Here is a 16,237-nt window from a genome sequence, read left to right on the forward strand (position 1 = left end):
TATTACGCGCGCACGCCCGTCGCCCAATTGAACAACGACTCCCAAGCACCAGAGAGACGCCGCCCTTCGCCACAACAAAGGACAGCGTCTCCCTGAAATACTCCGTGCTTGCATGAGATTCTACACGGTTTGGTAATGAGTGTTACTTACTCCGCAAACGGTAGCTATATGCGATAAACGGTAGCCACCAAGAAAGCCTGTGTATCCAAAACGCCATGGTCACTCACAATGCGGCTAGCGAGCCAGACGGTAAAACTCCATCGAGGCGTCGCCCTCGGCGCGCAACTGCATCGCCGGCGCCGCAGACGAATAGGTGCGGCTCGTAAGCGCAACCTCGCCGTCGTTGACAAATACCTCGAGCATCGTGGCATCCGAAAGGACTCGCAGGCAGTAAAGCTCGTCGAGCTCAACCGACCTCTTGTCGCGTCCATAGCCCTCATCGCCCATATCAAGTGTGAGCATTCCGTTGGCAAAGCACACGACAACGCCCTCACGAACTTCCAGCTCAATGGACTTCGTCCCCCGGCACGACACGACGGCATCAAACAGTCGACCAGGAGAGCCGACGGTCTCTCCGGCGGTCACCGAAACACGCTCCTTGCGCAGTTGCTCAACCTCGCGCGCGGGCCACTGACAGAGCTTACCGTCGCGCATATTCAGCACCCTCGGCACGGTAAGCGCGCACTGCCATCCGCGTTCCACCGTCGGGTTTTGAGCCGTTGCATCGGGGCAGCCGGCCCAACCGATCATAATCCGTCGACCGTCGGCATCTGCAAATGATTGAGGGGCATAGAAGTCAAGACCCGCATCGACCATCGGGGGCATACCCTGCCCGGCGATTTTAAAGCTAGGCGCCTCCCAATCGGCCTCAATACGAAACCACACGCACTGATGCGGGTTTTGGTAACGCCAACCATCGGCGGGCACGCCCTGCGGACAGCAAACGAGAATAAGCTCGCCATCAAGCTCAAACAGATCGGGGCACTCCCACATAAAACCGAACTTCTCGCCGAGCTCAATACGCGTCGCATATTTCCAGCACTCAAGATCGTGCGAGGTATAGACGAGCACGCAACCGCGGTCGTCTTTCGTACGAGCACCAAGAACCATATAGTAGATACCGTCGTGCTCCAGGATCTTGGGGTCGCGCACGTGCGTACTAATATCGTCGGGGTAATCGACCGGACCAACAGCTATGTGCTTCTCCCCCAATTTATCGGGGTTCTCGGTAACCATGTGAATCTGATTTTGGTCGCGCCCTGTCAGCACATAGTCATAATCATCGCGGTCAAAATGCTTGACGTTACCGGTATAGAAGTAGTGAATCTTGCCGTCGTGCATAAATGCAGACCCCGAATACGCACCGCTCGAGTCTAGATCTGAATCGGGGAATAGCGCGGGACCGCGGTTCTCGTACGTCACAAAGTCCTTCGTCGTCAGATGATTCCACAGCACCGGTCCGCCGTGCGCGGCATCAAACGGATCGTATTGGTGATAGATGTGGTATGTATCACCAACCTGCACCAAACCGTTGGGATCATTGAGCCAGCCAAGCTCGGGCTCCGCATGGAACAGAAGTCTATCGGAGTCAGCCGCGATGCGAGCCGCAGTCTCATCCTGCCCGGCACGCCACAGCTCGTAGTCCGAGCGCGTCACCTTATGTTTTTGATCGAACATTCAATCGTCCTTCTTGTAGAGGAGAAGGACGCCCGGCCCATGCGAGCCAAACGCCCTTCTCCAACAGGTCGACCCGTACATTACCTTGACGGATCTGGATTAGAAGCTGACATCAAAGCCGGCGCCTGCACCCTCTTCATCGGTGGTCGGAACGCCCTTTGCCTTGTTGTAGGCAAAGATCAGGATGATCGGGACGAAGAAAGCGATCAGATTGCCAGCCACATACCACACGAGGGTCTCGGGCGTGACGATGAGCAGGCCAAGTACGCCGGTCAGACCCTGGCCGATAGCGCGCACCTCAAAGAGCTTCACGAAGGCACCGCCGCAGCCTGCACCGATGCAAGCGCAGATGAACGGAATGATCGAGTAGCGCATGTTTGCAGCAAAGATAGCGGGCTCGGAGATTCCGACCAGCGTCGGGATAAAGGACGACATGCAGATGTTGCGCTCTTTGGAATGCTTCTTGTGAATGAGATACATGCCGATGGCGCCGCCGCCCTGGGCGATGATGGAAACGGACCAGATGGCCTGGATGTAGTTGAAGCCGGTCGTGGCAACGAGATTAGCCTCGATACCCTGAATGAACTGGTGCGTACCGGTAACGACGAGCGGCTGCAGGAACGCGGCAAAGACGAAGGCACCAAAGACGCCCATCCTGTTGTACAGGACATCGATTACGCCGGCAAGGACGTCGCCAATCAGGTTGCCGAGCGGGCCGAACACGGTGAACAGGGCGACGTTGGCAAGAATCAGGGTAACGGTCGGGACAAAGACGAACGAGACGACCTCGGGGATGTACTTCTGGGCAATCTTCTCGACCTTGGCCATGAACCAGGCGGTCAGGATTGCGGGGAACACGCCGCCCTGGAAAGCAACCATGGGAATGGAGAGCGGACCAAAGTTCCAATACTCAGCACCCGTCGGGTCCATAACGAACGCGTTGCGGTTCATAAGGCTCGGATGAACCATGACGATGCCGACGAGGATACCTAGGATCGGGTTGCCGCCAAAACGCTTGACCGCGCTGTACATCACCAGGACAGGCAGGTAATCGAAGGTGGTAGCGATAATGGCAAAGAAGCTTGCGAGGTTCTTGAGGAACTCGCTGTGGTCGGCAAGGCTGCCCTCCATGCCAAAGAGGCCGTTGGCAACGATCAGCGACTTAAGGCCGATGATGATAGCAGCGCCGACGAAAGCGGGAATGATGGGGATAAAGATGTCCGAGAATACCTTGAGGACCGAGAAGAACTTGCCCTTCTTGTCCGCCTCGGCGCCCTTGACCTCGGAAGCACTGATCTCCTTAACGCCCGTCAGAGCCATAAACTCATCATAGACCTTGTTTACGGTACCGGTACCGAAGATGATCATGAGCTGGCCGCTGTTGTACAGCACGCCCTTGACGCCATCGATGTTCTCGAGCTCGGCCTTGTTGTACTTGCTCGTATCCTTGAGCACCAGACGCAGACGCGTAACGCAATGCGTGGCACCCTCGATGTTATCCAGACCGCCGACGTTATCGACGACTTGCTGAGACACTACTTTGTAGTCCATGTTCCTCTCCATTCCCTTACGAAATCATAAGACGTTTTGTGGCCATTACAGAGATGCGATCGTTGCATTTGCGCACTTGACCGTACCGTCGGTGACCGTCAGCGCCACACCCTGGCCCTGCTTATTGCAGAAGCGAGCGTTAAGCGCAACATCATCGACAAAGATGGTCGCGATATCGTCGTCAACGACCAGGCGCACATGATGAGTGCCCTCGCCCTTAAAGAACAACGGACGCTCGAGGCCCATGTTGTTGACCTGGAACCACGGATACTGGGGGGCCGCCGTAAACTCGAGCTTGCCCTCACGCAGGTTGGCGCGGAACTCATAGGCAAGACCAGACTCGGCGTCCTCGGCGAGCTTCACCGAGAAGCCGGCAGCGTCACCGGCGAGCTCGATGTCGGCGTCGAGCATATAGGTGGAACCGGCATCCGCAGCGAGCACCTGCTCGACCTTGCCCGACTCGCAGGAAAGCTCAAAGGCCTCGACTGCCTTAGCCTCGCCAAAGGCGCCAAGCATGCTGTCGGGGAGTTTGGTGCCAAGCGTTCCGTCGGCACGCTGAACGATCTCGAGGGGCATAAAGGTGCCACCCCACAGGTAAGAGCTGGGGTCGCCGCCCTCGTCACGCGTAGGAACCCAACCAAAGAGAACGCGGCGCTCGCCATCAAATGCGGTACGTGCGGCATAGTACGCGCGGCCATCGAAGGAATCGTCCGCAGGAGTAATCCAGGGACCGTTGATAGAGCGAGACATGCGGTAACGGGTCTTGTTGCCATCGCTGTACTCAGAGAACACCAGATACCACCAGTCGCCCATCTTAAAGAGATCAGGCATCTCAAACATGGTGTACAGGCCCGGATTCCACCAGTCGCCCTGGAACTCCCAGGTATCCAGGTCCTTGGAGGTGAACTTGACCAGACGACCGGTCATCAGACGCTTGTCCTCGCCCACACGCGTGCCGAGGATGAGCATGTACTCTTCGTTCTCCTCATCCCAAAGCACAAAGGGATCGCGCCAGTTGCGGTCATCGTAACCCTCCTGGGGCGGAAGCAGCGTCTCGGCGATGTTCTTCTCCCACTTGACGGCGTCGTCACTCGTTGCGTGAAGAAGAACCTGCTTCATCAAACGTGCGCGGACCTTATCGCGATTGCAACCAGTGTAGAGCGCATGGTACTTGTCGCCCACCTTAAACACCGTGCCGGCATAAACATACTGGTCGACTTCCTCGTCGCCGCCACGCTCAAGGCTCTCGCCAAAGTCTTTGTAATTGACGAAGTCCTTGGTCGTAGCGAGCGCCCAGCCAAACGGCTCTCCGAAAGGTCCGGGGTTACGCGTGTCACGCTGGTGATAGAGATAGAACGTGCCGTCCTCGCCGTACGGCATGATGTCGCCTACCCAAATTCCCTCAGGCTGGTAATACACCTTGTGCATCCGAGACTTCCTTTCCCGCAAGATACTAACTCGGTACAACTGCAAGATATGTCAATCGTTTTCATATGTCAAACGTTTTCACACCAATACGTCTTTTCGCAGTTCCAGTCGTCGGCAAACGGTTGACATATGCCGGCGAACGGTCATCAGAGGCGTTTGAGGAATTCTTTTGGCACGGGATGAACTACGCGGTTTTGCCCTCAATGAGTTCAACGGGGAGTTTGATATTCGATTCGGGCTTATCGCCGTTAATAAGAGCGATGATGGATTGCGCCGCGAGCTCTCCGATGCGATCGATATCTTGGCGTACGGTTGTTAAGTCAGGCATAAACGTCATGGTGCGGCGGGCACCATCCGCGCCCACGACCTTAATATCGTCCGGAGCGCTCAAGCCGCGTTGCTTCATCACGTTGAGACAGATGGCCGCCATCGTGTCGTCTCCCGCAAAGATGCCGTCAATATCGGGGTTCTCATCGAGGGTCTTCGCAACGACCGCGCTCTTTTCGTCGTCGGACTTAACGAACTCGACCTCACGGACAAGCGCGGGCAAACCGGCCTGCTCCACAACATCGTGGTAGGCATCGGTACGCTTATTGGCAGGCATACGCATGCGGCTATTGTTGCGCAGGCACAAGATGCGCGAACACCCGTCATCGATCAGGCGACGCGTGGCAAGTTCGCCGATGCTATAGCTGTCGCTCGCAATCTGAACAGAGGCCTCGCCAAGGTCGCAGTCGATACCAACCAGACTCAAGCCCATCTCGGCATACGCCTCGGCACCGATATTAAGCGAGTTGACGATGACGCCATCAACCATATTGCGCCGAAGCATATCGATATAAGAACGCTCAAGATCAGGTCGATTGGCGCTATTGCACAGCAACATCTTAAAACCGTTTTCGGCCAGGGTACGCTCAACGGCTTGGACCGCTTGTGCATGAAACGGGCTGCTGACATAGGGAACGATCATACCGATTAGATTCAGGCGACCGTTGAGCATAGCACGGGCGATATCGTTGGGCGTATAGTTGATACGCTCCATCGCGGCATGGACCTTATCGCGGGTCTCTTGGCTAATATAGCCGCGATTATTAAGCACGCGAGATACCGTAGTAGGCGAAACCCCCGCCACCGCTGCAACTTCCTTGATGCCAGGCTTAGCAGAATCCTTAGAACGAGCACCCTCGCGAGCCATAGCACCCTCCCCTCATCAACATGTCATACGTTTACATACGAACAAAGCATACCCCAACAACAGTGGGAAGACGGTAACAGTACAAGTAAGTAAACGACTCATCCAAATAATTAGGAGAGTTCCGCCTAAAGGGTGACTACACAGGACCCCGCCGGGGCTGTTTGGGCTACCTCCCAAAATATTCCGCAGGACGCAAGAAGCCCTCGCCGCACGAAGTGCGCAGCGAGGGCTTCTTGCATGTCCGAGGACGTTTTGGGAGGTAGCCCAAACAGCCCCGGCGATCCTGCGGGAGTTAAACCCCTTTAGAACTTGTTGTGGAAGGTACGCGAAATGACCTCGTCCTGCTGCTCCTTGGTGAGCGTGTGGAAGTTCACGGCGTAGCCGGAAACGCGAATGGTCAGCTGCGGGTACTTCTCGGGGTGAGCCTGAGCGTCGAGCAGCGTCTCACGGTTGAAGACGTTGATGTTCAGGTGGTGGCCACCCTTCTCGGCGTAAGCGTCGAGCATGTGGACCAGGTTATCGGCCTGAGTCTCGGAAACTTCAGAAACCTTCATAATGTGTCTCCTTCGATCGATAGGCGCCGGCCGAAACCGGCGCACTAATCAGTAATCGTTATTGTTAGTATAGCACTAACAATAGTTACTCGCCCAGCTGATCAAGGTCGATATCGCCAAAGAACACCTGGTCCTCCTTGCCGAGCGCACCCGGGATGATGGAGAAGGTGTTGGAGATGCCGTCCTGAGCATCGCGGAACGGGAGCTTGGAAACCGAAGACAGCGAAGCGATGGCGCCGTGGCTATCGCGCTTGTGCATGGGGTTAGCACCCGGGGCGAAGGGCTGGCCAGCCTTGCGGCCATCAGGCGTAGAACCGGTCTTCTTGCCGTACACGACGTTGGAGGTGATGGTCAGAACCGAGGTCGTGGGCACGGAGTTGCGGTAGGTGTCGTTCATGCGGATGTACTCCATGAACTGGTGCACAACGTCGTGAGCGATCTGGTCGACGCGGTCGTCGTCGTTACCGTACTTGGGGAACTCGCCCTCGGTCTCGAAGTCGACAATGATGCCGTTCTCGTCGCGGACGGGGTGGACCTTGGCGTACTTGATGGCGGACAGGGAGTCAGCCACGACGGAAAGGCCAGCAATGCCCGTAGCGAACCAGCGGTGCACGTGCTTGTCGTGCAGAGCCATCTGGATGCGCTCGTAGCAATACTTGTCGTGCATGTAGTGGATGATGTTCAGCGAGTTGACGTACACGCCAGCGAGCCACTTCATCATGTCGTTGTACTTGGCCACAACGTCGTCGTAATCGAGCGTATCGCCCTCGACGGCGCGATACTTGGGGCCGACCTGCTTCTTGGAGACCTCGTCAACACCGCCGTTGAGTGCGTACAGCAGGCACTTGGCCAGGTTGGCGCGGGCGCCGAAGAACTGCATCTCCTTGCCGATGCGCATGGAGGACACGCAGCAGGCAATGCCGTAGTCGTCGCCGTGGTAGACGCGCATGAGGTCGTCGTTCTCGTACTGAATCGAGGAGCTGGCGACAGAAGTCTTGGCGCAGAACTTCTTGAAGTTCTCGGGCAGACGGGTCGACCACAGAACGGTCATGTTGGGCTCGGGGCTGGTGCCCATGTTCTCGAGCGTGTGCAGGTAGCGGTAGCTCATCTTGGTAACGAGCGTACGGCCGTCAACACCCATGCCGCCGATGGACTCTGTGACCCACTGCGGATCGCCGGTAAACAGGGCCTGGTACTCGGGGGTACGGGCAAACTTGACCATGCGGAGCTTCATGATGAAGTGATCCACGAACTCCTGGATCTGCTCCTCGGTGAAGGTACCGTTGGCAAGGTCGCGCTCAGCGTAGATGTCGATGAACGTGGAGGTACGGCCAATGGACATAGCGGCGCCGTTCTGCTCCTTGACGGAAGCGAGGTAGGCGAAGTACATCCACTGGATGGCCTCCTGCGTGTTGGTAGCAGGGTTGGAAATGTCGAAACCATAGGTCTCGGCCATCATCTTGAGCTCGCCGAGGGCGCGGATCTGCTCCTGCAGCTCCTCACGATCGCGGATGTTGTCGGCGGTCATGACCGTCGGGGTGGAAGCCTTCTGGGCCTCCTTGTCCTTGATCAGGTAGTCGACGCCGTACAGGGCAACACGACGGTAGTCGCCGATGATGCGGCCGCGGCCATAGCCATCGGGCAGACCGGTGATGATGTGAGCCGAGCGGCAAGCACGCATCTCGGGGGTGTAAACATCGAAGACGCCAGCGTTGTGGGTCTTGCGCTCGAAGGTGTAGCGCTCGACAACGTTCTCGTCGACCTTATAGCCGTGCTGGCTGGCAGCCTGGCAAGCGATGCGGATACCGCCGTTGACGTGCAGCGCGCGCTTGAGCGGCTTGTCAGTCTGGAGACCGACGATGGTCTCCTTCTCGCGGTGGGCGTTATCGATGTAGCCAGCGGGGTGGCTCACGATACCCGTAACGGTCTTGGTGTCCATATCGAGGACACCGCCCTGCTCGCGCTCCTTAAGCAGCAGGTCGAGAACCTCGCCCCACAGCTCCTTGGTACGCTCGGTTGGGCCGGCGAGGAACGACTCGTCGCCCTCGTAGGGGGTGTAGTTCTTCTGGATGAAGTCTCGGACGTCAACTTCTCCCGTCCAGATGCCTTCCTTGAAGCCTTCCCATGCCTCCTGCATTGTGTAACCACGCTCCTAGTTACGTGTAATGCGGCGCTCTCTCACACCGCTGCTTATTGAATTCTTGAATGTTCGGCTTGCACTACCGGCTTCTTCCGTTCTTCACCACACGTTGGTGCAGGGAAAACGTTTGTCCACCTTGGAACTACAACCCAAAACCCAAGATTTCACCCGTTTGAGAAGGATAACATAGCCACCCCCTTCATCAGGGCTGTTATATGTTTCTTTTTTTATACCATTAGTGCGTTTTTAACAAATCCGCAGGAAATGCGAGCGCGAACAACTACCGTTCACCGATTTGTTTGGTATATTTCCTTGCCTTTGTACGACGTTCACTCTAGCTGTTATGCCAGTTTTAGCAGGGTAAAGTGCCCCAGAGACCCCGCAGAAACTGCAGGGCGGCCACGGGATTTCCCCCGGGGCCGCCCTGTGGCATGGCTAGTTATTTAGCTTTGATTGCCGTTTGGCATTAGGCGGCTGCGGCGGCCTTGTCGGTCGTTGCTTTGCTGTGGCCCTGGCCCTCAAAATGCTTGTAGCACCAGCTGGTGACCAGCGGGGTCAAAATGGCCGTCACGATAGCACATGCTGCAACCTGCGCCGTAGCCGTCGCGAGCACCGCGCCGCCGTACATGGCCTCGTTGACGCTTGCCATGGCAGCAGGCGTGGCCACATTGGCTCCGGCGCAGCTCGAAATGGCCGCACCTGCGACACCCGTACCGCCCGTGAGCTTATCGACCGCGATGACGGGAATTGCAAAGACTACCGAGCAGATCACGCCGAGCAGGATGCCGGGAAGACCACCGTTGATAAGCTGGCCAAAGGTCATGGTCGAGCCCATGGCAAAGAAGACGAGCACGATGATGGCGGAAAGTGCCGGTGCCATCATCTTCTTAAAGCTCGGGAAGAGGTTACCCAGAATAATGCCGACGACGATCGGCAGGATGGCGCCCACGAGCGACCAACCGATCGGAGCCTGACCGGCAGCGCCGAGCACGATCATCGTGACCGGAGGGCCGACAACCAGCGTGGTGATTGCGACGGCACCACGCTCGGCCTCATTGCCCATGGTGCCCATCAGACCAGCGTACATAGCGTTGTTGGCGCCGGTGCAAGCGGCCAGCATCACCATGGCAGAGATGCCAAACAGGTTGTCGTTGAATACATAAAGGATGAGCAGCGACACGGCAACGACCACGATCTGCTTGACGGCGATGATGATGGCGCCGCGGGCAGCGGCGGCAGGAGCGCTCTTAAACGAAATCGTCGTACCGACGATGAGCAAAAAAGCGCCAACAAGCGGGCCTGCGCCCTGCTGGGTCATGCCGAGCGTAAAGCTGCCGAGCGTTTTGAACAGGTCGGGGAACAGCGTGTTGAGCAGGCAGCCCAACAAAAGCGGCACCAAAATATTGGCACCCGGGATGGAGGACATCTTAAAGAACGGCTCCTTTGCCGCCGGCGCCTCCACCGCAGTCGATTCACTCATATATATCTCCTTTGGATGCATGCGAATCGTAGCCGCACGCGCCTATGTCAGAAAGAAGGCGACGGTCCCGAGTCGCAGGAACCGTCGCCGAATAATCGTCGTGGGGTATTACCCGTCCAGGACGATGCCGCCGTCGCAGTCGCCGATCTCGCCGTTCACGAAGCTGGCGAGGTCGGAAGCGAAGAACAGCACCATCTGCGCAGGCTCGCTGGCCTGGGCGGCGCGGCCCAGAGGAATACCGTTGATGATGCGCTGAGAGTTCTCGTCAGAGAGAATCGAGGTCATATCGGTAAGGGTGAGCGACGGGCACACGGCGTTGCAGCGGACGCCAAACTTGCCGCCTTCCTTGGCGACTGCCTTGGTTAGACCGTTAACACCGGCCTTGGAGCTCGCGTAAGCCGCGGTGCCGAGCAGGCCGCCACCGATCTTGCCCGCAACGGAACTCACGTTGACGATAGTGCCGGCATGGGCCGCCTTAAAGTGCGGGTACACAGCATTCATCATAGTGAAGGTACCGTTGAGGTTGATGTCGATGGTACGACGCCACTCGGTGTCATCGATCTCGTCGAACTTCTTGGTGCTGATGACGCCAGCACAGTTGATCAGGATGTTGGTTTGCGGCAGGTCCGTAAAAATCTGCTCGACGGTCTCGCGTGCCTTGGGTGCATCGGCGACATCGAGCTGATAGAACTTGTTGCCCTCGCCAAGCTCGACCACAGCGGCCTCGCCCTTGGCAGCGTTCCTTGCGATGAGCGCGACGTGTCCGCCGCCCGCGACGATGCCCTTGGCGATCTCGAGGCCAATGCCCTGAGTGCCGCCGGTAACGATCGCGGTTTTGCCCGTGAAGTCAAATGCCATGACTCCAACCCCCTTGATTCAGGTGTCTCCTTGCGGGAAGTTGGAGCATCGCACGTGGCGATAAATGAGTCCCAGTCGTCATGGTGGTGACAACCCCTCGCCTAACCGCGGGCATAGTAGTTCTTTGAAACGCTTCAGCAATTGATTTTTTTAACTCTTTATGCGCTCTTTATATTGCCCACTGCATGAGGCCCGAATATGCGGGTATCATCTTTCACCGAAAATAGTTTCTAGTGTTAGGGGTTTTCGGTGGAAGATACCGATTTCCATGAGCTTGGACGTCAGCTCTTAACTGAGTTTGGCAGCATGCATCATCGCATTTCACGCTCTGCGGACAAAGCTCTCGGCGGCGAGATGGCTGTCATGCGCGCCCTCATGCTCGCTGGCGGTTCGCTCACGCCGAGCGAACTCGCAAATCGCGCCTGGGTCTCGAGTGCCCGCATCGCCAATATCTTACGCACTCTCGAAGCCAAGGGCTGGGTCGAGCGCGAGCACTCAAAGACCGACCGTCGTCGTGTACACGTCACGATGACCGACAAGGGATTCCAGAATCTCGAAATCAAACGTCGGGAATTCGAGGAGCGCACCGCGGCCTTCCTCGAGCAGCTCGGCGAAACAGATACCCAAGAGATGGTGCGCCTTCTAAGGCGTCTCAACGAAATTATCGACTGCAATCAAGAAAGGAGAAATGCCAAGTGAGGATTCTCAAGCTCTTTAAAAAGCATGTCCCATCACTGTTCGCAGCTATCGTACTTATCGTAATCAGCTGTAACGCCGATCTGGCACTGCCTACCTATATGAGCGACATCGTCGACGTGGGCGTGCAGCAAGGCGGCATCGCCTCGCCCGTGCCCGACACCATTCGTGCCGAATCGCTCGACGACCTCGAACTCTTTATGAGCGCCAAAGACGCCAAGACAGTAGAAGCTGCGTTTGGCAGGGCAGACAAAAACGGCATTCGCACGTACAGGGGAACCGAGGATGAGCGCGCCGACGGCGGCAAGATTGCCGATATCATGAGCCTGCCCGAGACCGTCGTCCTTTCGCTCAACCAAGGCATCGACGCCAGCTCCATGGGCGACATGATGGGCGCGTCCAGCGAGAAAGGCAACAGCGACGCCCAAGCCATGCCCACGCCCGAGCAAATGGCAGCGATGACGCCCGACCAGCTCGCCAAGATGCAGCAAAAGGCCGCAGCGGCGCAGAATATGCAAAAGCAGATTGATGCCGACGGCGGCAAGATCACCATGAAGAGCCTGCGTCTAGGCGTTGAAGGCGGCCTAATCGACCAAGGCAAGCTCGTCGAGGGCGCCAACGGTATGGCGGACAAAATGGGCTCCATGTCGGGCTCCATCGTGACCCAACGCGCCGTGAGCTATGTGCAGGACGAGTACAAGGCACAGGGTATCGACCCCGCCGACGTGCAGAACGCCTACCTGGGCCGCATGGCGACCACGATGTTTGGTCTGTGTCTGGTGTCGCTGGTCGCCACCATCCTGACCGGTGCCGTGGCTTCGCGCACCGCCTGCTCCATCGCCCGCGACCTGCGCCGCGAGACCTTCAACAAGGTTATGCACTTCTCGCCGGCCGAGGTGGGCAAGTTTAGCCAAGCCTCGCTCATCACCCGCTGCACCAACGACATTCAGCAGATTCAGATGGCCGCAACCCTGTTTATCCGCATGTGCCTCATGGCGCCCGTCATGGGCATCGTCGCCGTCATGCGCGTCCTGGCCAACCACACCGGCCTGGAGTGGACCATCGCCGTGGCCATCATCGCGGTCTCGGCCGTCGTCGGCGTGCTTATGGGCCTCACCATGCCCAAGTTCAAAAAGATGCAGAGCTTTGTGGACCGCGTGAACCTTACCGCCCGCGAGCTGCTCGACGGCCTTATGCCCATCCGCTCGTTTAACCGCGAGGAGCATGAGCTCGAGCGCTTTGACCAGGCGTCCCTCGACCTGATGACCACGCAGCTCTACACCAACCGCGCCATGAGCTTTATGATGCCGCTCATGATGCTCGTCATGAACTGCATCACCGTGCTTATCGTCTGGTTTGGTGCGCAGGGCGTGTCCGACGGCGTGATGCAGGTCGGCAACATGATGGCGTTTATCTCCTACACCATGCAGATCGTCATGGCGTTTATGATCCTCACCATGGTTTCGGTCATCCTGCCCCGCGCCGAGGTCGCAGCCGAGCGCGTGGAAGAGGTCATCACCTGTCCCACGAGCATCAACGACCCCGTCTCGCCCAAACTGCCCGCGGCCAACGCGCCGCGCGGTGAGCTCGCCTTCCACGACGTGAGCTTCCAGTATCCCGATGCCCACGCCGATGTCATCAGCGGTGTGAACTTCACCACGCACGCCGGCCAGATGCTCGGCATCATCGGCTCCACGGGTTCGGGCAAGTCCACGCTTGTGCAGCTCATCCCGCGCCTGTACGACGTCACCGGCGGCAGCATTTCGCTCGACGGCATCGACGTGCGCGATATGACCCTTTCCGAGCTTCGCCGCCGCATTGGCTATATCCCGCAGCAGGGGCGTCTGTTCTCGGGCACTGTCGAGAGCAACCTCAAATTTGCCGGCGACATGGTGAGCGATGATGACATGCGCCAGGCGGCACGCATCGCACAGGCCGAGGACTTTATCGCCGAGCGCGAGGGCGGCTACGACTCCCCCATCAGCCAGGGCGGCTCCAATGTCTCGGGCGGTCAGCGCCAGCGCCTGGCCATCGCCCGCGCGTTGGCCAAAAAGCCCGAGGTCGTGGTGTTCGATGACTCGTTTAGCGCCCTCGACTACAAGACCGACGCGCGCCTGCGCGAGGAGCTTGCCAAAAACGTTACCGACGCCGCGCTCGTGGTCGTGGCCCAGCGCATCGCGACCATCATGCACGCCGATCAGATCATCGTGCTCGACGACGGCCACGTAGTGGGCACCGGCACGCACGAGGAACTGCTGCACAACTGCCCGGCATACCTGGAGATCGCACAGTCGCAGCTTTCCGCCGAGGAGTTGGGGCTTACCCAAGAAGAGATTGAAGCCGTCATGGAAGGAGGCGAGCGCTAATGGCAGACGAGACCAAGACTCAGATTCCCAAGCCCACCCGCCGGCGCGGTCCCATGGGCCGCATGGGTGGTATGGGCCGCGGCGAAAAGGCCAAGGACTTTAAGGGCACCATGAGGCAGCTGCTCGGCTATATCGGCCAGCACAAGATTGCCGTGTTTGCCGCCGTCGCCTTTGCCGTATGCTCGGTCATCTTTAACATTGTGGGGCCCAAGGTGCTCGGCCAGGTTACGACCAAGCTGTTCGAGGGCCTGGTTGCCAAGGTCAACGGTGCCGGCGACGTTGACTTTGCCTGGATCGCCAAGACGCTCGGCTTTTTGCTCTGCCTGTATCTGGCAAGCTCTGTCTGCGGCCTCATCCAGGGCTGGCTCATGACCGGCGTCACGCAAAAGATTTGCTACCGCATGCGCAAGGAGATCGCCGCCAAGATCGCTGTCGTGCCGATGAGCTACTTCAACGGCCACAGCAAGGGCGACGTGCTCAGCCGCATCACCAACGATGTCGACACGCTGGGTCAGTCACTCAACCAGAGCGTGACACAACTCATCACATCGGTGACGCAGATTATCGGCGTGCTCGTCATGATGCTGTCGATCAGTCTGCCGCTCACCGGCGTCACCGTGCTCACGCTGCCGGCTGCCGCGATTATCCTGACCGTGATGATTCACTTCTCGCAGCCGTACTTCCGCGAGCAACAGCAAGTCCTGGGCGCCGTCAACGGCATTATCGAGGAGGACTTTGCCGGCCAGAACGTTATTCAGGTGTTCGACCGCGCCGAGGCCTCAATCGAGGAGTTCGACCGTCAAAACGACCGTCTCTTTATTAGTGGCTGGCGCTCGCAGTTCCTATCGGGCCTGATGATGCCGCTTATGAGCTTGGTGGGCAACATGGGCTACGTGGGCGTTGTCGTGGTGGGCGCACAGCTCGCGCTGACCGGCAATGCCACGCCCGGCGACATCCAGAGCTTTATCCAGTACGTGCGCAACTTTACGCAGCCGGTGCAGCAGCTGGGCAACGTGAGCAACACGATGCAGTCGATGGCCGCTGCCACCGAGCGCGTCTTTGAGTTCCTCGCCGCGCCCGAGGAGGAGCAGAAGGCCGACGCCCAGATTCCCGAGAAGCGCCCCGGCCACGTTGAGTTTGACCATGTCAAGTTTGGCTACACGCCCGACAAGACCATCATCCACGACTTTAGCTGCGAGGCGCAGCCCGGTCAGACCATCGCCATCGTCGGCCCCACCGGCGCCGGCAAGACCACGCTCATTAAGCTGCTGCAGCGTTTCTACGACGTGGACGGCGGTTCGCTGCGCGTCGAGGGCGTCGACGTGCGCGACTGGGACCGCGCGGCACTGCGCGGCGAGTTTGCCATGGTGCTGCAGGATACCTGGCTGTTTAACGGCACCATCCGCGAGAACATCCGCTACGGACGTCCCGATGCGACTGACGCCGAGGTCGAGGCCGCCGCGCGCGCCGCACGCTGCGACCACTTTATCCATACGCTCGCCGGCGGTTACGACTTTATGATCAATGAGGAGGGCACCAACCTCTCACAGGGCCAGCGCCAACTCGTGACCATCGCCCGCGCCATTTTGGCCGACCGTCCGGCGCTGATTTTGGACGAGGCGACCTCCAACGTCGATACCCGCACCGAGGAGCTCATCCAGCGCGCCATGGATGCGCTGATGCAGGGCCGCACGAGCTTTGTCATCGCGCACCGCCTGTCCACGATCCGCAACGCCGACGTGATCTTGGTGATTCGCGACGGCGACATCGTCGAGAAGGGCACACACGACGAACTGCTCGCCCAGGGCGGCTTCTACGCCGACCTGTACAACTCGCAGTTCGACGAGGCGGCGTAAAACCGGCGGCAAACAACCGCAATACCCAAAGAATGGGGGCGCAGGACAACCAGCGCCCCCATTTTTCGTTCTGCGGCCCTTGGGCCGCATCCCCTGGAGCCGAATTGACGGTCCTTTCCAGCCCCTGTGGGCAAAAAATGGCAAATATGAGTACTGTTACCTTTTTAGTAACAGCCAAAACAGCCCCATATGCTGCCCGCACGGCTTGCAAGCGCCCCTAAATTACTCAAATAGTTCTATAGCGGGCTTATATGTGTTAAGGTTAATGAACATATTTTCTGTTATGTCTATTATCTTATGCCGGCAATATGACACTACGATAGCAACAGTACTCATATTTGCCATTTTTTGCCCACAGGGCCTGGAAAAGGCCAACAGGGTAGTCATTGGGGACGTTCTTAAACGACCAGTCAAACAAGAACGTCCCCAACGACTA

The 16,237-nt window shown here is 58.2% G+C and carries 11 protein-coding genes; 3 read left to right on the forward strand and 8 right to left on the reverse strand.

The window, feature by feature from the left end; translation table 11 throughout:
* Nucleotides 1-234 precede the first annotated feature (234 nt).
* From DW661_RS00255 to DW661_RS00290, 8 genes are all read right to left on the reverse strand, one after another.
* A complete protein-coding gene (locus DW661_RS00255) occupies nt 235-1,677 on the reverse strand; it encodes a glycoside hydrolase family 32 protein (protein ID WP_117818104.1) in 1,443 nt (480 codons plus the stop codon).
* A 99-nt stretch (nt 1,678-1,776) separates the two neighbouring features.
* Nucleotides 1,777-3,228: a PTS transporter subunit EIIC gene (locus DW661_RS00260; protein ID WP_117818102.1), complete on the reverse strand. Its 1,452-nt coding sequence runs from the start codon at nt 3,226-3,228 to the stop codon at nt 1,777-1,779.
* Nucleotides 3,229-3,273: 45 nt separating this feature from the next.
* Nucleotides 3,274-4,656 (reverse strand): family 43 glycosylhydrolase, encoded by a 1,383-nt coding sequence (locus DW661_RS00265; protein WP_055252441.1) that lies wholly within the window; start codon nt 4,654-4,656, stop codon nt 3,274-3,276.
* Between the two features lie 184 nt (nt 4,657-4,840).
* Nucleotides 4,841-5,851 (reverse strand): LacI family DNA-binding transcriptional regulator, encoded by a 1,011-nt coding sequence (locus DW661_RS00270; protein ID WP_118934082.1) that lies wholly within the window; start codon nt 5,849-5,851, stop codon nt 4,841-4,843.
* Nucleotides 5,852-6,153: 302 nt separating this feature from the next.
* Nucleotides 6,154-6,405, reverse strand: coding sequence for an autonomous glycyl radical cofactor GrcA3 (gene grcA3, locus DW661_RS00275; RefSeq protein ID WP_055252439.1), 252 nt, complete (start codon nt 6,403-6,405; stop codon nt 6,154-6,156).
* 85 nt (nt 6,406-6,490) lie between these two features.
* The gene (gene pflB / locus DW661_RS00280) at nt 6,491-8,542 is read right to left on the reverse strand and encodes a formate C-acetyltransferase (protein WP_117637024.1); all 2,052 of its coding nucleotides are present in this window, start codon (nt 8,540-8,542) and stop codon (nt 6,491-6,493) included.
* Nucleotides 8,543-9,011: 469 nt separating this feature from the next.
* On the reverse strand, nt 9,012-10,025 hold the full coding sequence (locus DW661_RS00285; protein WP_117564719.1) for a 2-keto-3-deoxygluconate permease: 1,014 nt from the start codon (nt 10,023-10,025) through the stop codon (nt 9,012-9,014).
* A 108-nt stretch (nt 10,026-10,133) separates the two neighbouring features.
* Entirely contained in the window at nt 10,134-10,883 is a 750-nt protein-coding gene (locus tag DW661_RS00290) for an SDR family NAD(P)-dependent oxidoreductase (protein WP_089572357.1), read from the reverse strand.
* Nucleotides 10,884-11,132: 249 nt separating this feature from the next.
* Between DW661_RS00290 and DW661_RS00295 the strand changes: the two genes are divergently transcribed.
* From DW661_RS00295 to DW661_RS00305, 3 genes are read left to right on the forward strand one after another with little or no spacing between them, the layout of a single operon-like run.
* Nucleotides 11,133-11,582 carry a MarR family winged helix-turn-helix transcriptional regulator gene (locus DW661_RS00295; protein WP_089572358.1) on the forward strand — a complete coding sequence of 150 codons (450 nt, stop codon included), beginning with the start codon at nt 11,133-11,135 and terminating at the stop codon, nt 11,580-11,582.
* The gene (locus DW661_RS00300) at nt 11,579-13,945 is read left to right on the forward strand and encodes an ABC transporter ATP-binding protein (protein WP_118934084.1); all 2,367 of its coding nucleotides are present in this window, start codon (nt 11,579-11,581) and stop codon (nt 13,943-13,945) included. Before DW661_RS00295 ends, DW661_RS00300 begins: the two co-directional genes overlap by 4 nt.
* Nucleotides 13,945-15,801, forward strand: a complete 1,857-nt coding sequence (locus DW661_RS00305) for an ABC transporter ATP-binding protein (protein ID WP_118934085.1) — start codon at nt 13,945-13,947, stop codon at nt 15,799-15,801. Before DW661_RS00300 ends, DW661_RS00305 begins: the two co-directional genes overlap by 1 nt.
* Nucleotides 15,802-16,237: the final 436 nt, after the last annotated feature.

The sequence above is a fragment of the Collinsella sp. AM24-1 genome, from assembly GCF_003470325.1.
Classification (GTDB): Bacteria; Actinomycetota; Coriobacteriia; order Coriobacteriales; family Coriobacteriaceae; genus Collinsella.